This window comes from Streptomyces sp. adm13(2018), assembly GCF_008042145.1.
Classification (GTDB): Bacteria; Actinomycetota; Actinomycetes; order Streptomycetales; family Streptomycetaceae; genus Streptomyces.
Map to the genome: position 1 here is coordinate 3,255 of NZ_RDBH01000089.1, position 22,232 is coordinate 25,486.

Annotated in this window: 23 protein-coding genes and 1 riboswitch; of the genes, 8 read left to right on the plus strand and 15 right to left on the minus strand. The window is 73.4% G+C overall.

Annotation, left to right across the window (positions count from 1 at the left end):
• Position 1: 1 nt before the first annotated feature.
• Together EAO70_RS08070 and EAO70_RS08075 are read right to left on the minus strand one after the other, a co-directional pair.
• Positions 2 to 988, minus strand: coding sequence for a threonine/serine dehydratase (locus EAO70_RS08070; protein WP_261992748.1), 987 nt, complete (start codon positions 986 to 988; stop codon positions 2 to 4).
• A gap of 64 nt (positions 989 to 1,052) precedes the next feature.
• Complete coding sequence (locus tag EAO70_RS08075) at positions 1,053 to 1,988, minus strand: alpha/beta fold hydrolase (protein ID WP_148002324.1); 936 nt, start codon at positions 1,986 to 1,988, stop codon at positions 1,053 to 1,055.
• A gap of 121 nt (positions 1,989 to 2,109) precedes the next feature.
• Between EAO70_RS08075 and EAO70_RS08080 the strand changes: the two genes are divergently transcribed.
• The gene (locus EAO70_RS08080; protein WP_148002325.1) at positions 2,110 to 2,547 is read left to right on the plus strand and encodes a nitroreductase family deazaflavin-dependent oxidoreductase; all 438 of its coding nucleotides are present in this window, start codon (positions 2,110 to 2,112) and stop codon (positions 2,545 to 2,547) included.
• Here EAO70_RS08080 and EAO70_RS08085 read toward each other — a convergent pair.
• The gene (locus EAO70_RS08085) at positions 2,498 to 3,595 is read right to left on the minus strand and encodes a DMT family transporter (protein WP_410091153.1); all 1,098 of its coding nucleotides are present in this window, start codon (positions 3,593 to 3,595) and stop codon (positions 2,498 to 2,500) included. The genes EAO70_RS08080 and EAO70_RS08085 overlap by 50 nt on opposite strands.
• Positions 3,596 to 3,667: 72 nt before the next feature.
• Here EAO70_RS08085 and EAO70_RS08090 point away from each other — a divergent pair, with 72 nt between their 5' ends.
• Positions 3,668 to 4,549, plus strand: a complete 882-nt coding sequence (locus tag EAO70_RS08090) for a LysR family transcriptional regulator (RefSeq protein WP_148002326.1) — start codon at positions 3,668 to 3,670, stop codon at positions 4,547 to 4,549.
• 28 nt (positions 4,550 to 4,577) lie between these two features.
• On the opposite strand, the gene EAO70_RS08095 is transcribed toward EAO70_RS08090, so the two are convergent.
• Positions 4,578 to 5,414, minus strand: coding sequence for a ketose-bisphosphate aldolase (locus EAO70_RS08095; RefSeq protein WP_148002327.1), 837 nt, complete (start codon positions 5,412 to 5,414; stop codon positions 4,578 to 4,580).
• 92 nt (positions 5,415 to 5,506) lie between these two features.
• Positions 5,507 to 6,430, minus strand: coding sequence for an SIS domain-containing protein (locus tag EAO70_RS08100; protein WP_148002328.1), 924 nt, complete (start codon positions 6,428 to 6,430; stop codon positions 5,507 to 5,509).
• 149 nt (positions 6,431 to 6,579) lie between these two features.
• On the opposite strand from EAO70_RS08100, the gene EAO70_RS08105 reads away from it, so the two are divergent.
• Positions 6,580 to 7,392, plus strand: coding sequence for a DeoR/GlpR family DNA-binding transcription regulator (locus tag EAO70_RS08105; RefSeq protein WP_148002329.1), 813 nt, complete (start codon positions 6,580 to 6,582; stop codon positions 7,390 to 7,392).
• Between the two features lie 177 nt (positions 7,393 to 7,569).
• Positions 7,570 to 9,594, plus strand: coding sequence for a phosphocholine-specific phospholipase C (locus tag EAO70_RS08110; RefSeq protein WP_148002330.1), 2,025 nt, complete (start codon positions 7,570 to 7,572; stop codon positions 9,592 to 9,594).
• Between the two features lie 77 nt (positions 9,595 to 9,671).
• Here EAO70_RS08110 and EAO70_RS08115 read toward each other — a convergent pair whose 3' ends face one another.
• Positions 9,672 to 10,301 carry a hypothetical protein gene (locus EAO70_RS08115; RefSeq protein WP_148002331.1) on the minus strand — a complete coding sequence of 210 codons (630 nt, stop codon included), beginning with the start codon at positions 10,299 to 10,301 and terminating at the stop codon, positions 9,672 to 9,674.
• Between the two features lie 343 nt (positions 10,302 to 10,644).
• A riboswitch (cyclic di-AMP (ydaO/yuaA leader) is annotated at positions 10,645 to 10,828 on the plus strand.
• A 5-nt stretch (positions 10,829 to 10,833) separates the two neighbouring features.
• Between EAO70_RS08115 and EAO70_RS08120 the strand changes: the two genes are divergently transcribed.
• Positions 10,834 to 11,715 (plus strand): LysM peptidoglycan-binding domain-containing protein, encoded by an 882-nt coding sequence (locus tag EAO70_RS08120; RefSeq protein WP_148002332.1) that lies wholly within the window; start codon positions 10,834 to 10,836, stop codon positions 11,713 to 11,715.
• Here EAO70_RS08120 and EAO70_RS08125 read toward each other — a convergent pair.
• Both EAO70_RS08125 and EAO70_RS08130 read right to left on the minus strand, forming a co-directional pair.
• Positions 11,709 to 12,998, minus strand: coding sequence for an alpha/beta family hydrolase (locus tag EAO70_RS08125; protein WP_148002333.1), 1,290 nt, complete (start codon positions 12,996 to 12,998; stop codon positions 11,709 to 11,711). The two genes, EAO70_RS08120 and EAO70_RS08125, sit on opposite strands and share 7 nt — an antisense overlap.
• A 117-nt stretch (positions 12,999 to 13,115) precedes the next feature.
• Positions 13,116 to 13,712 carry a hypothetical protein gene (locus EAO70_RS08130; RefSeq protein WP_148002334.1) on the minus strand — a complete coding sequence of 199 codons (597 nt, stop codon included), beginning with the start codon at positions 13,710 to 13,712 and terminating at the stop codon, positions 13,116 to 13,118.
• Positions 13,713 to 13,993: 281 nt separating this feature from the next.
• Here EAO70_RS08130 and EAO70_RS08135 point away from each other — a divergent pair, with 281 nt between their 5' ends.
• Positions 13,994 to 16,588: a SpoIIE family protein phosphatase gene (locus tag EAO70_RS08135; protein WP_261992746.1), complete on the plus strand. Its 2,595-nt coding sequence runs from the start codon at positions 13,994 to 13,996 to the stop codon at positions 16,586 to 16,588.
• Between the two features lie 111 nt (positions 16,589 to 16,699).
• Entirely contained in the window at positions 16,700 to 16,948 is a 249-nt protein-coding gene (locus EAO70_RS08140) for a type B 50S ribosomal protein L31 (RefSeq protein WP_148002335.1), read from the plus strand.
• Positions 16,949 to 17,089: 141 nt separating this feature from the next.
• Here EAO70_RS08140 and EAO70_RS08145 read toward each other — a convergent pair whose 3' ends face one another.
• The 5 genes from EAO70_RS08145 to EAO70_RS08165 form a co-directional block, all read right to left on the minus strand.
• Positions 17,090 to 17,587 (minus strand): peptidylprolyl isomerase, encoded by a 498-nt coding sequence (locus EAO70_RS08145; protein WP_148002336.1) that lies wholly within the window; start codon positions 17,585 to 17,587, stop codon positions 17,090 to 17,092.
• Between the two features lie 123 nt (positions 17,588 to 17,710).
• The gene (locus EAO70_RS08150; RefSeq protein ID WP_261992747.1) at positions 17,711 to 17,917 is read right to left on the minus strand and encodes a hypothetical protein; all 207 of its coding nucleotides are present in this window, start codon (positions 17,915 to 17,917) and stop codon (positions 17,711 to 17,713) included.
• Positions 17,918 to 18,040: 123 nt separating this feature from the next.
• The gene (locus tag EAO70_RS08155) at positions 18,041 to 18,535 is read right to left on the minus strand and encodes an NUDIX domain-containing protein (RefSeq protein ID WP_148002337.1); all 495 of its coding nucleotides are present in this window, start codon (positions 18,533 to 18,535) and stop codon (positions 18,041 to 18,043) included.
• Between the two features lie 140 nt (positions 18,536 to 18,675).
• Positions 18,676 to 19,557 carry a YhjD/YihY/BrkB family envelope integrity protein gene (locus EAO70_RS08160; RefSeq protein ID WP_148002338.1) on the minus strand — a complete coding sequence of 294 codons (882 nt, stop codon included), beginning with the start codon at positions 19,555 to 19,557 and terminating at the stop codon, positions 18,676 to 18,678.
• Between the two features lie 133 nt (positions 19,558 to 19,690).
• Positions 19,691 to 20,164: a winged helix-turn-helix transcriptional regulator gene (locus EAO70_RS08165; protein WP_148002339.1), complete on the minus strand. Its 474-nt coding sequence runs from the start codon at positions 20,162 to 20,164 to the stop codon at positions 19,691 to 19,693.
• A 109-nt stretch (positions 20,165 to 20,273) separates the two neighbouring features.
• Between EAO70_RS08165 and EAO70_RS08170 the strand changes: the two genes are divergently transcribed.
• Complete coding sequence (locus tag EAO70_RS08170) at positions 20,274 to 20,786, plus strand: PaaI family thioesterase (RefSeq protein ID WP_148002340.1); 513 nt, start codon at positions 20,274 to 20,276, stop codon at positions 20,784 to 20,786.
• Between the two features lie 66 nt (positions 20,787 to 20,852).
• Here EAO70_RS08170 and EAO70_RS08175 read toward each other — a convergent pair whose 3' ends face one another.
• The gene (locus EAO70_RS08175) at positions 20,853 to 21,185 is read right to left on the minus strand and encodes a luciferase family protein (protein WP_148002341.1); all 333 of its coding nucleotides are present in this window, start codon (positions 21,183 to 21,185) and stop codon (positions 20,853 to 20,855) included.
• A 169-nt stretch (positions 21,186 to 21,354) separates the two neighbouring features.
• Positions 21,355 to 22,232 (minus strand): PP2C family protein-serine/threonine phosphatase (locus tag EAO70_RS08180; RefSeq protein ID WP_148002342.1); only part of this gene is annotated, 878 nt, incomplete at its 5' end.

The following is a 22,232-nucleotide window of genomic DNA, read 5'->3' on the forward strand; positions in this document are numbered from 1 at the left end:
GCTACTCCCCTTCCGCGGCGCGCGCGAGGTCGCCGGGATCCGTGTTGGCTCCGCAGAGGACGACGCAGACCGTCTCCCCGGGGGCCGGTCGGTAGCCCTGGTCCGTCGCGCCGGACCCGGCCGGTGCGGTGAGGGCGGCCAGGGCGGTGGCAGCGGCGTGTTCGACGGCGAGGCGGCGGTCGTCCCACAGGGCGCGGCGGGCACGGACGATCTGGCTGTCCGGCACCAGGACGGTCCGGACGCCGTCCCGCCGGGCGGTCGCCAGGGCGGTGGCGGAGGCCCGGCGGGCGCCGAGCGAGTCGGCGGCGACCGAGTCGACGGTCGTGTCGACGGGGTGCCCGGCCCGGAGGGCGGCGTCGAGGGCCCGGCAGTTCTCGGGCTCGACGGCGACGGTGCGGATGCCGTGGTGCAGGGCGGCGGTGGCGACACCGGAGAACAGACCGCCCCCGCCGACCGCGACCACCACGGTGTCCAGGTCCGGGATCCGGTCACGGATCTCGTCGAGCAGGGTGCCGGCTCCGGCGGCGATCAGCGGATGGTCGTACGCGTGGGAGGCGAGCGCCCCGGTCTCGGCGGCGAACGCCTCGCAGGCGCCGAGCGCTTCGGCGTACTCCGTACCGACGAGCCGCACGTCGGCGCCGTACCCGGCGAGGCGGTCGGCCTTGACCTTCGGCGCGGTGGCCGGCAGGAAGACGGTCGCGGGGACGCCCTGACGCAGTGCCGCCCACGCGCAGGCGAGCCCGGCGTTGCCGCCGGAGGCGATGGTGACGCCGGCGTCGGGCAGGGTGCCGGCCTCCCGGTGACTCAGGAGGAAGTTCTGCGCCCCGCGGGCCTTGAAGGAGCCGGTGTGCTGGAGGTGCTCCAGGGCGAGGTGGAGCGTGTACGGCTCCCCGCCGGGCTCGGCCTCGGCCACGGTGACCGGGCGGACCTGTCCGGCGATCCGTGCGGCGGCGCGCTGGACGTCGGCGTAGCCGAGGGACGGGGGCACGGCGGACTCCTGGTCGGGGTACCCGGGGGCGGAGGGGAACGGGGCGCTCATGACCTCGATCCTCTCAGGGCCCGGTCCTGTGGGGGGTGGGGGCCCTGTGGCCGGGAACCGGCGACTGACGCACGTTCGGCGGCGCGGGCGCGGAGCGCCCCGGCCTGTCCCCGCCGTACCCGCCGTGCCTGCCGTCCCACTCGCGCCCGACGTGCCCAGCGTGCCCGTCGTCCCCGCCGTGCCCGTCGATCCCGAGAGCGCCGCCGAGGGCCCGTGCGAAGCCCTCGGGGTTGTCCAGCGACATGTTGTGCCCCGCGCCGGGGATCTCCACCACCGGGATCCCCCACGCGGCCGCCTTCTCCGCGCCCGGGTCCGGCAGGCTCGACTGCCCGACCAGGTACGTCCGGGGAATCTTGAGCCCCGCGAGGAGGTCACCGGGCGCCGGCGTGCTCCCCTCGACCAGGGCGACCGCGCTGCGGTGCAGGGCCAGCGGGTCGGCGAGCCGCATCCGGGCCGCGTAGTCGGCACGGAACGCGACGGCCAGCAACCTGGCGAACCCCTCCGCCACGAACACCTTCTCGTCCATGGCCGCCACCGGGGAACTGAACGCTCCCCCGCCCCCGTACAGGTTCGGCTCCGCCACCACGAGCCGCGCCACGAGCTCCGGGCGCGAGGCCGCCAGATGGATCGTCACCGCACCGCCCATGGAGTGCCCGACGAGGTCCACCCCCGTCAGAGCGAGGTGGTCGAGCACCGCCGCGACCGCCGCCGCCTGCGACTCCATGCGGTAGTCGAAGTCCGCGGGCCGGTCGCTCAGCCCGTGCCCGAGCAGGTCCACGAGCAGCGCCCGGCCGCCGCCGAGCGCGGGGTGCGCCGCGATGTGCGCGAAGTCGGAGGCCGCGGTGCAGCCGAGGCCGTGGACGAACACGCGCACGGGCCCGTCCCCCGCGCCCGGCAGGTCGATCCATCGGATGTGGGCCCGCTGACCGGCCAGGAACAATTCCCGCATGCTGTGCGCTCTCCCTGTGTCGTACACGTTCTTTCGTCGCGTCGGGGGCCAGCCTAGGAGTCCGGCACCGACGGTGCCGGGACGGGCGGACAGCCGTACCGGACCAAGGAAAGGGATGCACATGCCACTCGAAGGTGAATACGAGCCCAGCCCGGAGAAGTGGGTGCGCAATCAGGTCGAGTTGTACGAGTCCTCCGGCGGCACCAAGGGGACGACCATGCGCGGCCTGCCCGTCGTCCTGGTCACCAACCGCGGTGCGAAGAGCGGCAAGCTCCGCAAGACCCCGCTCATGCGCGTCGAGCACGAGGGGTCGTACGCGCTCGTCGCGTCGAACGGCGGGGCCGTCAAGCACCCCGTCTGGTACCACAACCTCGTCGCCTCGCCCCACGTCGAGGTCCGCGACGGGACCCGGTCGTGGGACATGGAGGCCCGTCTGGTCACCGGCGAGGAGCGGGCGGCGTGGTGGGAGCGGGCGGTCGCGGCCTTCCCCGACTACGCCGACTACCAGCTCAAGACGGATCGTGAGATCCCGGTGTTCGTGGTCGAGCCGATCGGCTGACGGCCTGCGGAACCGGACCCGGTGGGCCCGGGAGAGGTAGCCCCGGATCGGGCGGGACCGGAACCGACGGCCCGGCAGAGGCGGGACCAGACCGGGCGGGGTCGTCCGGGCGCGCCTGCTCATTCGGTCGGCCCTGCTCGTCCGGTCGGGCCTGCTTGGTCGGGCGGGTCCGCTCGGCCCGGCCCGGGCGCCGGCGCGGCCGCGCCAGCCCCACCCCGACCAGGACGACCGCCATCCCCGCGACCACCCGCGCCGTCAGCGGTTCGCCGAGGACCAGCGCCCCCAGGCCCACCGACACGACCGGGAGCAGATAGCCGACCGTGGCGGCCGCGGTCGGGCCCTCCTCCGCGATCATCCGGTAGTTCAGATGGAACGTGAGCCCGGTGGCGAGGACGCCGAGGGCGGCGACCGCGAGCAGCCCCGCCCAGGTCACCGTCCCGGCTCCGCCGGCCGCGAGCGCGGGCGTGCTCAGGCCTGTCGCGGCGAGGAGTTGGGCCGCCGAGAGCGCCAGCGGCGCGGTGCCCCGGGCGGCGAGGTGGCGGGCCATGTAGGCGAAAGCCACGGCGTAGCTGACGGAGGCGCCGAGAAGGGCGAGGGCCTCCAGGCTCATCAGGCCCGAGCCGTGGTCCCAGGGCGCGAAGATCACCAGCACACCGGCGAAGCCGAGGGCGAGTCCGGTCGCGCGGCCGGCGCGCAGCGGGCGTTCGGTGCCCAGCGCCAGGCCGATGAGCAGGGACCAGAGCGGGGTCGTCGCGTTGAGCACGCCCGCCACACCGCTGTCCACGGTCTGCTCCCCGACCGAGAAGAGCAGGAACGGCAGCGCGTTGCAGAAGAAGGCGGCCACGGCGAGCCGGCCCCAGGTCGCCCGGTCCCGGGGCAGCCGCTGCCCCGCCGCGCGGGCGAGCACGAGGAGCACCGCCGCGCCGAGCGCGCACCGGAGGAAGGTGATCCACCCCGGGGTGAGGCCCTCGTTGAGGGAGATCTTGATCCAGAGGAAGCCCGAGCCCCAGAGCAGGGCCAGTACGCCCATGCGTGTCGACGACGTCATGACCTCACCGTCCCGTGCCCCCATCCGGCAGGACAAGCGATGAATCCTGCATCCAGCGTTAAGCTGTGCTACATGCTGGATGTGAGACGTATGCAGGTTCTCCGGGCCGTCGTCACCAGCGGCTCCGTGACCGCCGCCGCCGCGAACCTCGGCTACACGCCCTCGGCCGTGAGCCAGCAGATCGGCGTCCTGGAGAAGGAGGTGGGCATCGCCCTGCTCGAACGGTTCGGCCGGGGGGTGCGGCCCACCGCCGCCGGGCGGCTGCTCACGGAGCACGCGGCCGTCATCGGCCGCCAGGTCGCGGAGGCCGAGACGGCGCTCGCCGATCTGCGAGCCGGCCGGACCGGGCAGGTCTCGGTGCGCTACTTCGCCACGGCGGGCGCGGCCCTCGTGGCCCCCGCCCTGGCCCGGTTCCGCACCGAACACCCGGGCGTGCGGGTCGACCTGACGATCGCCGACGGTGCGCCGCCCGACGAGGAGGCGGACCTGACGCTGGTCGTACGCCCCCGGGGCAGCAGGCCGGACGCGGCGGGCGACGGCCTCCGGCTGGTGCATCTGCTCGACGACCCCTATCGCGCGGTGCTGTCCAAGGGGCACCCGCTGGCCGACCGCCGGACCGCGGTCGACCTGGCCGAACTCGCCGGCGAGCCCTGGGTGGGCAGCGAACGCCCCGGCCCCTGCCTGGACGTGGTCCTGGACGCCTGCGCGGCGGCCGGGTTCACCCCCGACATCGCGGTGGAGTGCGAGGAGTACGCCACCGCGCAGGGCTTCGTCGCGGCCGGTCTCGGCGTCGGCCTGGTCCCCCTGACGGGGCTGGGCAGTCGCCATCCGAACGTGGTCGTCCGCAAGGTCCGCGGGCCGGAGCCGGTGCGGTCGATCCACGCGGTGGTGCGGAAGTCCTCGCTGTCCCTGCCCGCCGTACGCGGCCTCCTCGCGGCGCTGCAGGACGTCTGACCCGCCGGCTTGGGGCCGTCCGCCCGCCTCAGGCGGGTGACAGGACCGTGAGGAGGTGGGCCACCTCCCGGGCCACGGCGGCGCGCGCCGGGGTGAGGTAGTGGCGGGGGTCCACGGCCTCGGGGTGCTCGGCCAGATGGGCGCGGACGGCGCCGGTGAAGGCCTTGTTGAGGTGGGTGGAGACGTTCACCTTGGTCATGCCCGCGGCGATGGCGGCGGTGAGGTCCGCGTCCGAGACGCCCGAGGAGCCGTGCAGGACGAGCGGGGTGTCGACGGCGGCGCGCAGGCGTGCGATGAGGTCGAAGTCGAGGACCGCGTCCCGGGTCAGCATCTGGTGGGAGCTGCCGACCGCGACGGCGAGGGCGTCGACCCCGGTGGCCGCGACGAAGGCCCGGGCCTCCTCGGGGTCGGTGCGGACTCCGGGGGTGTGGGCGCCGCCCTTGCCGCCGACCTCGCCGAGTTCCGCCTCGACCCAGACGCCGTGCTGGTGGCAGTGCTCGACGACCTCGCGGGTCGCGGCCACGTTCTCGGCGTAGGGGAGCTTCGAGGCGTCGAACATGACCGAGCCCAGGCCCAGTCCGACGGCCTCGCGGACGAGGTCGGGGTTCTCGGCGTGGTCGAGGTGGACGGCGACGGGGGTCTTGGCCGCACGGGCGACGGCGAGGGAGGCGAGGGCGACCGGCTCCAGGGCGCCGTGGTAGCGGACGGTGTTCTCGCTGATCTGGAGGACGACGGGACGGTCGGTGCTGTCGGCGCCGGCCACGATGGCCTGGGCGTGCTCGATCTGGAGGACGTTGAACGCCCCCACACCGGTGCCCGCCGCGCGGGCGCGGCGGACGATCTCATCGGTCGGCGTCAACGGCATGGTGGTCCTTGTCCGGTGGAGTGAACGGTTGCGGGGGGGGAGCCAGAGGGCGGGCGGAGCGAGGGCGGCGTCCGCGCCACGGGTGCGCTGGGTCAGGCCGGGGCGTCGGCGAGGACGACCGAACGGGTGAGGTTCCGCGGGGTGTCCGGGTTGAGGCCCTGCGCCTCGGCGACCGCCACCGCGAGCCGCTGGGCCCGGATCAGGTCGGCGAGCGGGTCGAGGTCGCTCTCGGAGAGCGTGCCGCCGACCTTGCGCACCTCGTCCGCGAGTCCGGCGGGCAGGGCACCGAAGCCCCAGGTGACGCGGCCGGGTCCGGTGATGCTGATGGGGCCGTGGCGGTACTCCATGGCCGGGTACGCCTCCGTCCACGCGCCCGCGGCCTCGCGCATCTTGAGCCCGGCCTCCAGGGCGAGGCCGTAGGTCCAGCCCATGCCGAGGAAGGTGAACTGCTCCGCCGCGCGGACGTCCTCGGCGAGCGGGGAGACGAGGGCCAGTTCGGCGTCCCGCGCGGCCTCCTCGACGGTGGCCACCCCGTCCGGCAGGGCGCCCTCGGCTTCGAGGTGCGCACGGAAGAGGGCCAGCGCCGTGGTCGCGAAGCGGGTCTGGACCACCGACTCCTCGTCGGCGAAGTCCAGCACCGCGACCTGGTCGGCGAGGTCCATGACCGGGGTCGTGGGGTCGGCCGTGACCGCCCCCGTGGGGATCGTGCCGCGCAGCCGGGAGAGGACGGTCAGGACCTCGCTGGTGGTGCCGGAGCGGGTGATGGCGACGACCCGGTCGTAGCGGCGCCCGTAGGGGAACTCCGAGGCGGCGAAGGCGTCGGTCTCCCCGTGGCCGCCGGACTCGCGCAGTTCGGCGTAGGCCAGGGCCATGAACCAGGAGGTGCCGCAGCCGATCACCGCGACGCGCTCCCCCCTTCGGGGCAGGGCGGAGGTGTGGTGGGACAGGGTGCGGGCAGCCTGACGCCAGGTCGTCGGCTGAGAGGCGATCTCCACGGCGGTCCGAGTGGTGCTCATGCCAGGTCTCCTTGCAAGAAGAGTGCACTCATATGATGGAAGATGCTTGAAGTAGATGTCATTCAAGCAGAAACATGCATCGACTTTCCAGGTCCCGCGCCCCTCGACGGATAGAATCGGACGCGCGCACGAGCCCGAGGGAGGGACCCATGTCCAAGCACGAGCGGTGGAACACGCTCCTTGAACTACTCGCCGCCTCGGGGAAGCTGGAGGTCGAGGAGGCCGCGACCGCACTCGACGTGTCCGCCGCCACCATCCGGCGGGACCTCGACGAGCTCGCCGAGCAGCAGCTGCTGATACGGACGCGGGGCGGGGCGGTCGCGCACGGCGTCTCGTACGAGCTGCCGCTGCGCTACAAGTCGACGCGGCACGCCGCGGAGAAGCGGCGGATCGCGGAGGCCGCCGCCGACCTGATCGCCCCCGGCGAGGTCGTGGGGCTCAACGGCGGGACGACCACGACGGAGGTGGCACGCGCCCTCGCCCTGCGGTTCGCGAGCGGTCGCGCGGACACCGCGGGAACGGCGGGCCCCGCGACCTCCGGACCCGCGCTGACCGTGGTCACCAACGCGCTCAACATCGCGGGAGAGCTCGCGGTGCGCCCCCAGATCAAGATCGTCACCACCGGTGGCGTCGCCCGCCCCCAGACCTACGAGCTGGTGGGCCCCCTGACGGTCGGCGTGCTCAACGAGGTCGTGCTCGACGTGGTGGTACTGGGGGTCGACGGGGTCGACCCCGGGCTCGGGGTTATGGCGCACCAGGAGGACGAGGCCAGCATCAGCCGGCTCTTCGCCGAGCGGGCCAGCCGGGTCGTCGTGGTGACCGACTCCTCGAAGATGGGGCGCCGGGCCTTCGCGCGGATCTGCGGTCTGGACCGGATCGACCTCCTCGTGACGGACACGGGCATCGCCGCGGAGACGGTCGCCGAGCTCACCGAGGCCGGGGTGAAGGTCCTCACCGTCTGAGCCATCGGGCTCCATTGGTACGCGGTCGAACCAATCCCGAGGGCCTGGCAACAGCACCCGTCGACGACGCCGCTTGTTAACCCAGCAATTACCGCACGGATGTATACCTTTGGAGCCGCCTCCCCCATCATGTCTTCGACGTGCCGCCGGGGCACACCGTGACAGGAGGGGCGGAGCATGATTCCCATCAGCCGCAGGGGGTTCGTCGGTATCGGCGCGGGGCTCGTGGCGGGCGCGGCGCTGCCGGCCGCACGCGCCTCCGCCGCCGCGCGGTCGGCGACCGGCACGCTCGCCGACGTCCGGCACGTGGTGATCCTGATGCAGGAGAACCGCAGCTTCGACCACTACTTCGGGACCCTCCGCGGCGTGCGGGGCTTCGGCGACCGCGCCGCGGGGAACATCCCCGGCGGCTGGGGCATGTTCAACCAGCCCAACTGGGGCGGCCGCCAGTACCCCTGGAAGCTCAGCGACACCCCGCCCGCCGGAGGCGTGGACGGCGAGACCCTGGCCCAGTGCAACGGCGACCTGCCGCACAGCTGGACCTCGCAGCACGCCGCCTGGAACAAGGGCCGCCTCGACAACTGGGTCACCGGGGTGGGCAACACCCGGACGCTCGGCCACCTGGACCGCGAGGACATCCCCTTCCACCACGCGCTCGCGGACCACTACACGGTCTGCGACGCGTACTTCTGTTCGGCGCTGAGCGCCACCGGCCCCAACCGCACCTTCCTGTGGAGCGGGAAGATCGACGCCTCCAGCAAGGACGGCGGCGACGAGTCGGGGCTCACCTGGGAGACGTACGCCGAGGCGCTCCAGCGGGCCGGGGTGAGCTGGAAGGTCTACCAGAACGCCCAGGACAACTACGGCGACAACGGTCTCGCGTACTTCAGGAAGTTCACCGACGCCCGGCCCGGGAACCCGCTGTACGACCGGGGCATGGGCTCGGTCCCGAAGGTCACCGGCTCGACCCCGGACGACATCGCCGCCGCGATCCGCGCGGACGTCGTCGCGGGCACGCTGCCCCAGGTGTCCTGGGTGGTGGCGAGCGAGGCGTTCTCCGAGCACCCCTACGCGCCCCCCGGGGACGGCGCCCACTTCGTCGACCTCGTCTACCGGGCGCTCGCCGCCGACGCCGAGGTGTTCGACTCGACGGTGTTCATCCTCAACTACGACGAGAACGACGGCTTCTTCGACCACGTGCCGCCCCCGGTCGCCCCGCCGGGCACGCCCGGCGAGTACCTGGACGGCGTGCCGATCGGCCTGGGCTTCCGCGTCCCGATGGTTGTCATGTCCCCGTGGACCCGCGGCGGTTGGGTGAGTTCCGAGGTCTTCGACCACACGTCGGTCCTGCGGTTCCTGGAGAGGTGGACGGCGACCCTCGGCACCCCGGCCACCTGCCCGAACATCTCCGCCTGGCGGCGCAAGGTGACAGGTGACCTGACCGGCCTCTTCGACTTCGCCCGTCCCATGTACGGCGTCCCGGCCGGGCTCCCCTCGACCGCGAAGGTGATCGGCCAGGCGACCTGCGCCCCGATGCCGAACCCCGCTCCGCAGAACAACGCCCAGCCGGCGCAGGAGCCGGGCACGCGGCCGGCCCGCGCGCTGCCGTACCAGGTGAACGGCAACCTGGACCGCTTCGAGTTCGGCGCCGCCGGCAAGATCCTGGCCTGGTTCTCCATGACGAACCAGGGCGCCGAGGCCAAGCGGGCCGCGCACTTCTCCATCCATCCCCACCAGCACCGCGACACGGCCGCCTGGCAGTACACCGTCGACGCGGGCGGGACGGCGAGCGACTACTTCAACATCGGCCTGGGGTCGGGATCCGGTAAGTACGACATCTCGATGGTGGGTCCCAACCGCTTCCTGCGCCGGTTCATCGGGGACGCCTCGAAGGCCGGCAAGGCCGTCGAGGTGGCCGCCCGGTTCGCGACCGAGGCGGGCACCGGGCGGACGGCCCTGTGGTTCCGGATGGGCAACACCTCCGCCGGGCCGGTGACGTTCACGATCCGCTCGAACGCCTACCGCACCGACGGCCCCTGGACCTACACCGTCCCGGCGGGCGCGACGCGCGAGGACCACTTCAACGCCGTCGCGTACAACGACGGCTGGTACGACTTCACGATCCTGGCCGACATCGACGGCACCTGGTCGCGCCGGTACACCGGGCACATCGAGACCGGGGCGGCGAGCGTCAGCGGCTGAGCACGCCGCACGACTGCGGGGCGACGCCGCGTCTCGGCGTCGCCCCGCGGCCGCCGGCCGGACGCGCGGGCGGCCCGTCAGTGGCCGGCCCGGGCGGCCCGGCGGATCGTGGCGTCGAGCAGGTCCACGGCGTCGGCGGCCGTCCGGCCCGGGGCGCGGTTCCACGGCCCGATCAGCTCGTGCCAGCCCCGGGAGCGCAGCTCCGTCATGATCCAGGCGGCGGCCTCGTTCATCGTCGTCGCGCTGCCGTGGCCGAGCCGGTGTGCGGCGAGGAGCGCACCGCAGACGCAGCGCGCCCCGCGTGCGTCGCGCAGCTTGTACGGGGCGTTCTGCCAGCCCCATTCCGTCAGCACCAGGCGCGCGTAGCCGAGGTGGACCGAGGGGCGCAGTTCGGGCCGGCCGATGCGGCGCCAGGCGTGCAGCCGGTCGGGCAGGACGGCCCCGAGCCGGCCGGGGAGGCGACGCTCGGCGGGAGGGGGCGGCGGCAGCGCGTCGAGCGCGTCGGCGACGAGCCGCTCCACCGGCACGGAGAGGAGGTCGCGCCACCCCTCCGTGGCGGGCGCGGGCGGCTCCTCGGTCCAGTCGGTGACGACGCGCTGCCAGGTGGCGCTGTCGAAGAGGGCAGCGGCCTCGCGGTCGAGGGCGTCCGGGTCGAGGGCGTCACGGTCGAGGGTTTCGAGGTTCGGCAGGGGGGCGGAGGGCGACATCCGGGCGGCTCCTCGGTCGGGGTCTCTTCACCTTTCACGAAGAATGTCGGTTTCACGACCTATGCCCTTGAGTGTCCCTCAGTACCGACCACACCTTTCCAACCCGTTGCCCCACCAATGGGGTTAACCAGAACATTCGGACAAACAGCGCCTGGTGACGCGACTCACTCCGCCGGGAACGCACCGGAGATCGACTGACCCGCAGGCCTTACCGGGCAAGGAAGTTCGATCCGCCGAAGACAGGGTCGATCTTGAATTCCATGAATTCGGTGATCCTTTCACCGGCTTCCGGACCCAGATCCTCTTGTTCTCCGTCGCACGGGTGGCCTACGGTCACCTCCATTCGAGCGGATCGCCTAATCCTGCCACTGCTCGAAATACCTCCCTTTCACCCGACGGCAGGAGCGGGGGACCCACGAATACGCCGGCCCGGATTCCGGAACGGCTCGGGGTGAAGCCGCGTGCGCGCGGCCGGACATCTCCAGTCCGAACCCGACAGCTCACCCCGAAGGCGCCGGAGAGGAATCCCGTCATGCCCGCTCACGGCAAGCACCGTCGTCCCCGTCGTCCCGTCTCCCGTGGAATCGCGCTGGTCGGCACGGGCGGCGTCGCCCTCGCCCTCCCGCTGATCGCCCCGGCCGTGGCCAGTGCCGCGCCCGTCTCCGGAGCCCCGGACATCGCACCGAAGGCCATCACCGCGCCCGCCGCTCCGGTCGCCGCCAAGGCCATCACGAAGGCCCCCGCCGCCAAGGCCGCGGCACGCACCTACACGGTCGTCAGCGGTGACTCGCTTTCCCTCATCGCGCAGAAGAAGGGAATTCAGGGCGGCTGGAAGGGCCTTTACCGGGCGAACCAGAGCGTCGTGGGTGACAATCCGTCACTCATTCACCCGGGCCTTGAACTGACGCTTCATCGGAATTCCGTCAAGGCGACTCCCGCACAGGCGAAGAAGACCGCTTCGGCCGAACGGGCGAGCCGCTCCGAGCGCCGCAGCGCCGCTCCGGCGGCCGCCACCAACACCGGCGCCTCGGCAGCCGCTCCCGTCGCCGCCTCCGCTCCGGTCCAGGCGGCCCCCGTCGCCGCCACCCAGTACGCGAACAACCTCGACGGCTGGATCCGCCAGTCGCTGGACATCATGGCCCAGCGTGGCATCCCCGGCTCCTACGAGGGGATCCACCGCAACATCATGCGCGAGTCCTCCGGGAACCCGCAGGCCATCAACCTCTGGGACTCCAACGCCGTGGCCGGCACCCCCTCCAAGGGCCTGCTCCAGGTGATCGAGCCGACCTTCCTCGCCTACCACGTGCCCGGCACCTCGACGGACCTGTTCGACCCCGTCGCCAACATCACCGCCGCCTGCAACTACGCGGCCGACCGCTACGGCTCCATCGACAACGTCAACGGCGCCTACTGATCACGGAAGTGCCCGGTGAACCAGGAGGTGGCGAGCTCCGCCACCTCCTCCAGGGCGCCGGGCTCCTCGAAGAGGTGCGTGGCGCCCTCCACGACCTCCAGCCGGCTCTCGCAGCGGAGCAGCGACTCCGCGCGCCGGTTGAGGTCGCGGACCAGCACGTCCCGCCCTCCCACGACGAGGAGCGTCGGGGCCTTCACCCGCGCCAGGTGGTCGGCCGCGAGGTCCGGCCGGCCACCGCGTGAGACGACGGCGGCCACCGGGGACCCGGGGTCACCCGCCGCCCAGAGCGCGGCCGCCGCTCCCGTGCTCGCCCCGAAGAAGCCCAGCGGAAGGCCCGCGCTCTCCGGCCGCCCCGCCAGCCACTCCGTGGCCCGGGCCAGCCTGCCGGCCAGCAGCGGGGTGTCGAAGACGTGCGCCCGGTCCCCCGCCTCCGCCTCCGTGAGCAGGTCGAACAGGAGGGTGCCGAGGCCCGCCCGGTTGAGCTCGGCCGCCACCGCCCGGTTGCGGGGACTGTGCCGGCTGCTCCCGCTGCCGTGCGCGAACAGGACGATGCCCAGGGCGTCCTCGGGCAACGCGAGCCGCCCCGCCAGCGTGACGCGGTCGTCCACGGGGATCCGTACGTCCCCGTCCCGGACGACCGGCCCGTGCGCGGCCCGGATCCGGTCCAGGCAGGCCACGACCTCGGCGTCCGGGGTCTGGCAGAAGTCGCCGTAGAACTGCCCGATCGCGGAGAACGCCTCGGGCGCGTGCACGCTCACCGTCTCGTCGGCCTCGCCCCCGAGCCTCGCCTTCCACCCCCGGGGCGCCACCGGCACCGCCAGAACGATCCGGGCCGCGCCCCTGGCCCGCACCACCCGGCAGGCCGCGAGCGCCGTGGCGCCCGTGGCGAGACCGTCGTCCACGATCAGCACCGTCCGGCCCTCCAGGGGTACCGATGGCCTGCTGCCCCGGTAGCGGTCGGCGCGCTGGTCGAGCTCGACGTGTTCGCGCCGCTCGACCGCCGCGAGATCCCGCGCCCCCACCCCGGTCTCGGCCAGTATCCGCTCGTTCACCACACGGACTCCGCCCTCGCCGAGCGCGCCCATCGCCAGCTCGGGCTGCCGTGGCACCCCCAGCTTCCGCACGAGGCAGACGTCCAGCGGAGCGTCCAGGGCGTCGGCCACCTCGGCCGCCACCGGCACCCCGCCGCGCGGCAGGCCGAGCACCACCACGTCACGGGTTCTGAGGTGGTCGAGCAGAGTGGCCAGCTGCCGACCGGCATCGGTGCGATCACTGAAGAGCATGGCCCGCCGTCCTTCCGCCCGCACGGCTCCGGGCAAGGGAGGAAGCGCCCCGCTCGGTCCCCCACCCATCCCTCCAGAGTAAGGCGCCCCTCCTTCCTCGGTCGGGTGAGCGGCCCGTCAGCGGGACTGGAGGGCGTCGAGCGCCACGGCCTGGGCTATCGCGAGGCGCCGGTCGAGCTCGGGGTCCGCTATGTCCAGCACGTACCGGTCGCGGAGCCCGAAGACCTTGTCGACCGACATCACCGCCCGGCCCGACCGGGTGAAGTCGAAGTGGTACGGCACGACGAAGGGCAGCAGGTCGGTGAAGGGGAGGAACTCCCAGGCCCGCCGCAGCAGCGCGATGCCCCCGCTGCGCTCCTGTCCCGTGGTCTCGCCCTCGGCCCCCTCGCTGCTGAGATGCCAGGTGCTGCGCAGCAGGGAGGCCCCGAAGTTCTTGCGGAAGCCGCCCAGCCGGGTGCCGGACGCCCCGTGCACGTCGTAGGTCGCACCGAGGTCGATCACCTGGCGGGCCTTGAAGGTGAAGAGGACCTGCCGCTGGGACTCGTCGGTGTAGAAGGTGACCTGCTCCTTGAACGCCATCCTCTTCTGGTGGGCGAAGGCGACGAGTTCCCCCTCCGACCCGTCCGCCGCCGCGGTGTGCACGAGGTAGCGGTTGGCCATGGGCGTCACCTTCTGCCGGACGAGGAAACGGTGCTGCGTCTGCGCGAGGCCCATCGAACGTGCTCCTGCCGATCGTGGACGGGTCGCCGGAGGGCCCGCCCCATGAGGTAGTGAGCACGATGATCCGGCCCGCGGGGGTCCCGCCGCTGTCCTCGAAAGTCGTCGTCCCGCGAGACGTTCGGATGAGATGCGGGGCGAACACGCCTGGCATCGCCCTGCCCCCTCCGGACCTCGCCCTGAACCTCGCCCTGATGGTGACTCTCACCCTGAACCTGACCGTGAGGCTTGGCCCGCCCGGGATGCGCCCCCTTTCCGGTGGGGCGCATCCTGGCTGTGTGACCTTGCACGGCACGTCCGGCCGCCCCGGCCCGGCCGGCAGCACCGGGCGTCCGTCCGGGAGGGGAGCTGCCGACGGGCCGCCCTCCGGTGCCCTGACCTGGACACTCGCCGAGGCCGCTCTGCGGGCCGTCGACGAGGTCGGCGGGTACGCGGGCGGGGTGTACCTGCGCTCCGGCACTCCCGGGCTGCTGCGGATGGCGACCCTGGTGGGGCTGCCGGGCCAGCTGTTCCGCCCGTGGTTCCGGATGCACACGAACCGGCCGTTCCCGGTCGCCGAGGTCCACCGCTCGGGACAGTCCGTCCACCTCCACGACGTGGAGGAGGCGATGCGGCGGTTCCCGCAGCTGGTGGCCAGCCTGCCGTTCCCGTTCGCCTCGCTGTACGCGCCCGTCGTCGCCGGCCGCGAGCGGTTCGGCGTCCTGGTGGTGCTGCGGGCCCCGACGCCCGGGATTCCGGTGGACGCCCGCGACCGGAGCCGGATGACCCGGGGCGGGCTGCACCTGGGCGAGGCCCTGGCCGACCTGTCCCGGCAGGGCATGACCCTGGAGTGGCCGGGCGATCCGGTGTGCGTCCAGCTCTCCACCTCGGGTGCGCCGCCGGTCCGCTTCGGCGCCTTCGAGTGGGACCTCGACAGCGGGATGGTCACCCTGGACGACGGCCTCCTCGCGATCCTCGGCGCGGACGTGCCCTCGCCGTGCCCCATCGACGTCCTGACGGCCCTCCTGGAGCCCGAGGACGGCTACGCCCTGTGGGCGGCGGCCCGGCAGGCCACGGGGCCCGACGGACGCCCGGTGGTCCGCCGGATCCGGCTGAAGGGCCCGGACGGGGGCCTCCACCTCCTGGAGGTCTCCACGCGCGCGCGGCACACCGCACCACACCCCGGGACGTACGCGCCCCCGCACACGGACGGCTCGGGAGCGCCGCGGCTCGGTGTCGGCGGTGTCCCCACCGGTCTGCGCCTCACCTGCACCCTCGTCGACCTCGGCACCGGCCTGATCGGCTCCGACGCCACGGACCGGCTGCCACGGGCGATCCTGGCGATCGACCGCCTCGGCCGCGTCACGTACGTCAACGAGCTGACCGAGCGGCTCGTAGGCCGCCCGCGCGCGGCGCTGGCGGGCAGGCCGCTGTGGGAGGCGCTGCCGTGGTTCGCGCTGCCGTTCCACGAGGAGCAGCTGCGCGCCGCGATGATCTCCGGCGAGCCGGTGCGCTTCCTGGCCCGTCCGGAGCGGAGCACGTGGGTGTCGGTCTCGCTTCATCCCGGGCGGGACGGCGTGACCATGGTGCTGCTGCCGGAGAACGCCCCGGTCCGGCCGAAGCCGCAGGTGAGGGGCGGCGGCGGGCCGACGGCCGACACCCTGTCGCTGCCCGACGACCAGGTCTCGGCGCTCTACCGTCCGGTGGCCCTGGCGATCGCCCTCTCCGAGGCGGTGACGGCCCGCCAGGTGTCGGCGGTGGTGACGGAGGAGCTGCTCCCGGCGTTCGGCGGACGCCAGCTGGCCATCTACCTGCTGAGCGACCGCCGGCTGTACCTGGCCTGGGAGACGGGTTTCCCGCCCGGCTTCCTCGAACCCTTCGACGGCGTGGCCCTGGACGCGCACGTGCCCGGCGTGGAGACGCTCACCACGGGCCGGCCGCTGTTCTTCGAGTCGATGGAGCAGCTGGGCAGCAGATATCCGGATCTGCCGCTGGACGCGCACTCGGGGGCGCGCGCGTTCCTGCCCCTGATCGCCTCCGGCCGGCCGGTCGGCTCGTGCATCCTCGGCTTCGACCGGCCGCGCGGCTTCAGCTCGGAGGAGCGGACCGTGCTCACGGCTCTCGCGGGCCTCATCGCGCAGGCCCTGGAGCGGGCGCAGCGCTACGACACGGAGTCGGCGGTCGCGCGGGGCCTCCAGGACGCGCTGCTCCCCCACCGGCTGCCCGTCTGGGAGGGGGTGGAGACGGTCGGACGCTATCTGCCGGGCACACAGGGCATGGACGTCGGCGGCGACTGGTACGACGTGATCGAGACGGGGCGGGACCGGCTGGCGCTCGTGATCGGCGACGTCCAGGGGCACGGGGTGGCGGCCGCGGCCACGATGGGTCAGCTGCGCAGCGCCGTACGGGCCTTCGCGTTGGCCGGCCATCGGCCGCAGGACGTGATGCGGGGCACCAACCGACTGCTCATCGACCTGGATCCCGGGCAGTTCGCCAGCTGCTGCTACGTGCTCCTCGATCCCGGGACGGGAGACCTGCGGGCGGTACGGGCCGGGCATCCGCCGCCCCTGCTGCTGCAGCCGGACGGAACGGCGCAGCGGGTGGAACTGGCGGGCGGGATGGTGCTCGGGATCGACGGCCGTGCCTCGTATCCGGTGACCCGGCTGCGACTGGAGCCCGGAGCGGTGCTCGCGCTCTTCACGGACGGGCTCGTGGAGAAGCCGGGCCAGGACATCGACGACGGCATCGCGCTGCTGGGCGGGGCGCTCGCCGCGGCCGGTTCGCTGCCGCTCGCGGAGGCCGCCGACCGGGTCATCCGGGACGCCCGCCAGGCCACCTCGCGCCCGGACGACATCGCGCTGCTCCTCGCGGCACGGCGCCGGGGGCACGGCTGAGGGTCACCCGGTCGGGCCCGTGGCGCTGGTCGCGCGCCGGGTGCGCGGGGAGGCTGGGGGTGCCGTGCCGATCAGGCCGGACGAGCCAGGGCGTGAGCCCGAGGAGGACACGTGCAGCAGGAGAAGCAGCCCGAGTACGGCCCGGTGGTCTTCCGCGACCGCGCGGCCGGGTACGCCTTTCTGACCCGGTCCACGGCGACCAGCGAGCGGACCATCGAGTGGGACGACGGGAACGCGTACCCGGTGATCGACGTGGAGATCTCCTCCGAGAGCCACCCGTTCTACACGGGCAAGGCCCGGACGGTGGACTCCGAGGGCAGGATCGCGAAGTTCGAGCGGCGCTTCGGCGAGGGGGTCTGAGGAAAGGCCCGACGGGCTGCGGTGGCAGCGGCCGGGGGCCCTCGGCGAGGGGCGGGGAAGCGCGTCTCGGACGCGCCCCCGCCCCGGCCGGGTGGGTCGAGCGAGGGCGCGGGGCGCCCTCTGCTCAGCTCGGGAAGGCGATCAGGCCTTCACGACGCCGGACTCGGCGACCTTGATGGAGGCAGAGGTGCGGCCGGAGCCGGAGCCGAGGCCCTCGATCTTCTTGACCAGGTCCTGGCCCTCGACGACCTCGCCGAAGACGACGTGCTTGCCGTCGAGCCAGTCGGTGACGATCGTGGTGATGAAGAACTGCGAGCCGTTGGTGTTCTTGCCCGCGTTCGCCATCGAGAGCAGGTACGGGCGGTCGTGCTTGAGGTCGAAGTTCTCGTCGGCGAACTTCTCACCGTAGATGCTCTTGCCGCCGGTGCCGTTGCCGTTGGTGAAGTCGCCGCCCTGGAGCATGAACTGCGGGATGACGCGGTGGAACGGGGAGCCGGCGTAGCCGAAGCCGTGCTGGCCGGTGGCGAGCTCGCGGAAGTTCTGCGCCGTCTTCGGGACGACCTCGTCGAACAGCTGGAACACGATCCGGCCGGCGGGCTGGTCGTTGATGGTGATGTCGAAGTACACGTTGTCGCTCATGAGGACATCCTGTCATTAGTCACGCAGGGCGCGCGCACGGGCCGCCTCCTGCCGGGTTCCGGCGTGCCGGTGCCCCGCGGCCCGTGGGGGGCGCGGGGCACCGGCGGCCGCGGACGGCGAGGGTCAGAGGAGCCCGCCGGGGGCGGGAAGGGTGCTCTGGGCACCCTCGACGGTGTCGAGCACCGTGTCGACGCCCTTGTCCTCCTGGAGGAGGCCGGTCGCACCGCCCAGGGGGCTCTCGGCGGCGTTGGCCTGCGGCGGAGGCGTGACGAGGGCGGTGACGACGCCTGCGGCGAGGGAGGCGATGGCGAGCATGCTGCGCTTCTTCATGCCCTGGTCAACTGCTGAACGGCCGAGGAGTTACGGGCACGGCCGGATCCGGGCGAACACTCCGTCCGCGACGCCCCGCGCCCTCGGGCCCGTTCCGCTCCCCGTACGCCGCCGGCGTGACGGTCAGGAGGGGGTCTCCAGGTAGAAGGGGACGCCCGTCCGGCGGGCCCGGTCGATGCCCGCGAGGTGGGCGAACTCGTGCGGCTCCATCTCCCGTTCCCACTCGTCGAGCGTGTGGAGGCGGTACTCGCTGTGCTCCGCCGGGTCGAGGACGACCTCGGCGATCTGCTCGTCCGTCAGCTCGCCGCCGTCGAAGACGAAGCCGATGTGGTTGGCGGGCCAGTCCTCGCCGCGGTCGGTGACGAAGAGGGTGCCGAGCAGCAGGGGCTCTCCGGTGAAGGTGATCCCGGTCTCCTCCCGGCACTCGCGCACCGCCGTCTCCCAGGGGGTCTCCCCGGGATCCATGTTCCCGCCGGGCCACTGCCACAGCTCGGTGTCGTAGCTGGCGCGCAGCTGGAAGGGGCGGCCTCGCGTGTCGGTGAAGTAGAGGCAGGCGTACGCCGTCGCTCTGGGCAGGGTCGCGACGTACTCGACGGGTGGCAGCCAGATGCTCGCCATGGGCGGCTCTCCTTCGACGGGCGGACGGGATCACCCTCATCCAAGCGGTCCGGCGGACCGTCCCCGGCCGCTCGGGAGTGGATCACCGGATCGTGTGATCCGTTTCCCGCCGGTCCTTCGCCTGCTCTGTCAGGTCTCCGTCACCTGCCGGCCGGTGGGTCGCGGCGCAGGCGCCGGTCGAGCAGCCCCTCGTGGACGAGCCGGCCGACGAGGGCGCTTCCGTAGACGACGAAGCCGACGCCGACGAGCCAGGACTGCAGGACGAGGACGGTGCCGAACTGGCCGTAGGTCACGGCGTTCGAGGCGATCAGCGGGGAGAACACGAGCTGGGAGAAGATCCGCAGCCCGAGCAGGCCGAGGGCGGTCAGGACGGCGCCGGGGGCGAGGGCCCGCCAGCGGATGCGCCCGCAGAGCAGGAACCGCTGCGACCACCAGAAGAACAGGAAGGTGCCGATCAGGTCGCCGAGGGCCACGAGGGTGGTGATCATCGCCGGGGACTCGGCCGGGGCGGGGAAGGCGACGAAGAGCAGGAGGCAGGCGACGAGGACGGCCAGCCAGACGACGTGTCGCCACATGGTGTGCCAGCGGGCCGTGGGGAGGTCCCAGGCCCGCTCGTAGCCGGTCTGTACGGCGGATCCGAAGGTGACGCCGAAGGCGGCGAGGGCGGCGAGGCCGAAGGCGGTGGTGCGCTGGAGGGCCGCCCCCGGCTGTCCGAAGAGCCGCTCGACCTCCTCCTCGGAGACCTCGGAGACGCCGAGGCCCTGCACGAGCCAGCGGGCGAAGCCCTTGCCGCTCGCGAGGTCGGCGGCGGCGACGACGATGAGGAGCGGGACGAGGGTGAGCAGGCTGAGCGCCGCGAAGCCCATGGCGCGGTGCATGAGTTCCATGGCGCGGCCGCGGTTCCAGGCGAGCCCGACGGGCGAGGTGAGCACGCGCGCGTGGAGCCGCTGGAACCAGTGGCCGTGTTCGGGGCCGTGCTCGGTGGGGGCACCGTCGTACGGCGGACCGGGTGTGGAGGGCATGCCTCGTGAGGTACCCGGCTGGGCGGTGGGGCATCGCAGGGGTGCGGCCGAACGGGTGCCGGAACCGCGGATCGGCGGGTACGCCGGTGGGCTCGGGCGCGCGGGAGTCCCGGACTGGTGGTCCGGCCGGGGGTCAGATGTCGAGCGGGCGGGCCCCCGGCCCCGGGCGGACCGTGACGTCGCGGGCGCTCAGGGTGTCCCGCTCCTCGCCCTCGCACTGGACGACGACGCGGACGGGTGCTCCGCAGTCGGTGTGCCGGATGTCGAGGACGGGCCCCTCCGGTTCCCCCGCGTGGGTGTCGCCCCACTGCTTGAGGGCGAGCAGCACGGGCCAGAGGTCCACGCCCTTGCGGGTGAGCCGGTACTCGTACCGGGTGCGGGTACCGGGTTCGCGGTACGGCTCCGCGCGCAGCAGACCGGCCGCGACCAGTTTGCGGAGCCGGTCGGCGAGGACGGCCTCCGAGAGTCCGAGATGGCGGCGGAACTCGTCGTACCGGCGCACGCCGTTGAAGGCGTCGCGCACGATCAGCAGGGTCCACTTCTCGCCCACGAGCTCCAGGGCGCGGCCGACCGGGCAGTTCCGCGTGTCCGTCTCCAGCCACTTCATCGTCACACTGTAGCCACCTGGCTGCGTCGTTGACAGTCAGCTTTCGCGGCGGCTAGCTTCGCCGTACAGAGCCAGCCGAAAGCGGCAGGCCGGGACGGGCGGAGTGGTCATGGGGCGGTCGCGCACAGTCGAGTGGGAGGACGCCGGAGCCACCGCACGGGCCGCCGGGACGATGGCCGGCCTCGACTTCCTCCGGGAGATGGTGGCGGGACGTCTGCCGGGCCCGCCGATCGCGGCGCTGCTCGGCTTCGGCCTCGACGAGGTCGAGGACGGACGCGCGGTGTTCACCCTGGAACCGGGCGAGGAGCACTACAACCCGATCGGCAGCGTGCACGGCGGGGTCTACGCGACGCTGCTCGACTCGGCGGCCGGGTGCGCGGTGCACTCGACGCTCCCGCTGGGCACGGCGTACACCTCGCTCGACCTGTCGACCCGCTTCCTCCGGCCGATCACGCTCGACACCGGCAAGGTCCGGGCGATCGGCACGGTGATCTCCCGCGGGCGCCGGACCGCGCTCGCCGAGGCGGGCCTGTACGACGCGCAGGACCGGCTGCTCGCCCACGCGACGAGCACGTGCATGCTGTTCCCCGTCCCCGGGGTTTCGGGGAGCACGCCCGCGTAGCGCCGCCGTCCCGGCGGGGGCGCGGGGAACCCGTGCGGTTCCGGGCTGCCCCCGTGTCCGGGGCGGTCAGCGGAGCGGTGCGACCGGGCGGGTGCGGGTGCAGCCGTCCGGGGCGACGTCGGGCACGCCGTTGCCCTGGAGGGCGGCGCTCACCAGGGTGGCGAGCAGGTCGATGTCGGAGCCCATGTCCAGACGGACCGTCACCCACCCGGATCCGGCGCGCAGACGGACCGCGCTCGACCCCAGGAGGGCATGGCGCAGCTTCGCGACCATGGCGCGGGTGAGATGGACGTCGGCCTCGTGCTCGCCGTGGAAGTGCACGATCTCCTGCGTCGCCGTACCGAACCCGAGCGGCGCGCCGCAATGGCCGCTGCCGGGGGTCAGCGAGGGCCAGCTCATCAAGCGTTCACTGGCATGCCTGGCCGTGTTCATACGAGGAGCGTGCCGGGCCCCGGGGCCGTGCACAAGCGTCCGGCGGGAAGAATCCCGCCCAGGACCGAAACATGACTCCGGCATGGCCGGTGTGACCGTGCGTCACGACGTTCCGCGGGGCGGAAGTGACCCTGTGTCACTGGTGTGGTCGTACCCGGATGCGCGCGGCGAGGACGGCGACGTCGTCCTCCGCGCGGTGCGCGCCGAGGCGGCCGAGCACCTCTTCGACGACCCGGTCGGGACCGGAGTCCGGGGGGAGCCGGAGGGAGGCGAGACGGGCGAGGGAGTGCTCGATGTCCTCGCCGCGGCGTTCGACGAGACCATCGGTGAAGAGCAGCAGGGTGTCGCCGGGGCGGAGCGGGCGGGTGGTCGGCTCGTAGCCCCCGACGCCGGTGCCCAGGGGCGGGCCCACGTCGAGGTCGACGAGCTCCGCCGAGCCGTCGGCGTGGATCACCGCGGGCGGGAGGTGCCCGGCGCTCGCGAAGGTCGCGGCGCCGCGGGCCGGGTCGACCCGGACGAGCAGGACGGTGGCGGGGCGGCGGGCGTCGTCCTCGGCGACCACGGAGTCGAGGTGCCGCAGCACACGGTGCGGGGGCAGGTCGGTGGCGGCGGCCTCGCGGAGCGCGGTGCGGTAGGCGTTCATGTCGACGGCCGCGTCGAGGCCGTGACCCATCACGTCGCCGACGACCAGCAGGCTGCGGCCGAAGTGGAGCCGTACGGTCTCGAACCAGTCCCCGCCGACGAGGGCGCGCGGGCCGGCGGGGAGGTACCCGCCGGCGATCTCCAGGTTGGGGTGCGGGCGGCCGGGCTCGGCGACGAGCGCGCGCTGGAGGTGGAGCGCGGCGTCCTCGGCGGCGGCGAGCCGCCGGGCGTGGCCGAGATGACGGGCCGCGAGGCGGGCGGCGTACCGCAGCAGGGCCGTCTCGTCCCCGGTGAAGGGCGGTCCGGCGGTACGGGTGAGGATGACCGTCCCGGCCGGATCCTCGCCGTCGACGGCGAGGATCCGGCCGGGAC

Coding starts and splice junctions, on each gene's coding strand:
- EAO70_RS08075 (WP_148002324.1), bottom strand. CDS start 1,988: ATGCGGGAATTGTTCCTGGCCGGTCAGCGGGCCCACATCCGATGGATC.
- EAO70_RS08080 (WP_148002325.1), top strand. CDS start 2,110: ATGCCACTCGAAGGTGAATACGAGCCCAGCCCGGAGAAGTGGGTGCGC.
- EAO70_RS08085 (WP_410091153.1), bottom strand. CDS start 3,595: ATGACGTCGTCGACACGCATGGGCGTACTGGCCCTGCTCTGGGGCTCG.
- EAO70_RS08090 (WP_148002326.1), top strand. CDS start 3,668: ATGCTGGATGTGAGACGTATGCAGGTTCTCCGGGCCGTCGTCACCAGC.
- EAO70_RS08095 (WP_148002327.1), bottom strand. CDS start 5,414: ATGCCGTTGACGCCGACCGATGAGATCGTCCGCCGCGCCCGCGCGGCG.
- EAO70_RS08100 (WP_148002328.1), bottom strand. CDS start 6,430: ATGAGCACCACTCGGACCGCCGTGGAGATCGCCTCTCAGCCGACGACC.
- EAO70_RS08105 (WP_148002329.1), top strand. CDS start 6,580: ATGTCCAAGCACGAGCGGTGGAACACGCTCCTTGAACTACTCGCCGCC.
- EAO70_RS08110 (WP_148002330.1), top strand. CDS start 7,570: ATGATTCCCATCAGCCGCAGGGGGTTCGTCGGTATCGGCGCGGGGCTC.
- EAO70_RS08115 (WP_148002331.1), bottom strand. CDS start 10,301: ATGTCGCCCTCCGCCCCCCTGCCGAACCTCGAAACCCTCGACCGTGAC.
- EAO70_RS08120 (WP_148002332.1), top strand. CDS start 10,834: ATGCCCGCTCACGGCAAGCACCGTCGTCCCCGTCGTCCCGTCTCCCGT.
- EAO70_RS08125 (WP_148002333.1), bottom strand. CDS start 12,998: ATGCTCTTCAGTGATCGCACCGATGCCGGTCGGCAGCTGGCCACTCTG.
- EAO70_RS08130 (WP_148002334.1), bottom strand. CDS start 13,712: ATGGGCCTCGCGCAGACGCAGCACCGTTTCCTCGTCCGGCAGAAGGTG.
- EAO70_RS08145 (WP_148002336.1), bottom strand. CDS start 17,587: ATGAGCGACAACGTGTACTTCGACATCACCATCAACGACCAGCCCGCC.
- EAO70_RS08150 (WP_261992747.1), bottom strand. CDS start 17,917: ATGAAGAAGCGCAGCATGCTCGCCATCGCCTCCCTCGCCGCAGGCGTC.
- EAO70_RS08155 (WP_148002337.1), bottom strand. CDS start 18,535: ATGGCGAGCATCTGGCTGCCACCCGTCGAGTACGTCGCGACCCTGCCC.
- EAO70_RS08160 (WP_148002338.1), bottom strand. CDS start 19,557: ATGCCCTCCACACCCGGTCCGCCGTACGACGGTGCCCCCACCGAGCAC.
- EAO70_RS08165 (WP_148002339.1), bottom strand. CDS start 20,164: ATGAAGTGGCTGGAGACGGACACGCGGAACTGCCCGGTCGGCCGCGCC.
- EAO70_RS08170 (WP_148002340.1), top strand. CDS start 20,274: ATGGGGCGGTCGCGCACAGTCGAGTGGGAGGACGCCGGAGCCACCGCA.
- EAO70_RS08175 (WP_148002341.1), bottom strand. CDS start 21,185: ATGAGCTGGCCCTCGCTGACCCCCGGCAGCGGCCATTGCGGCGCGCCG.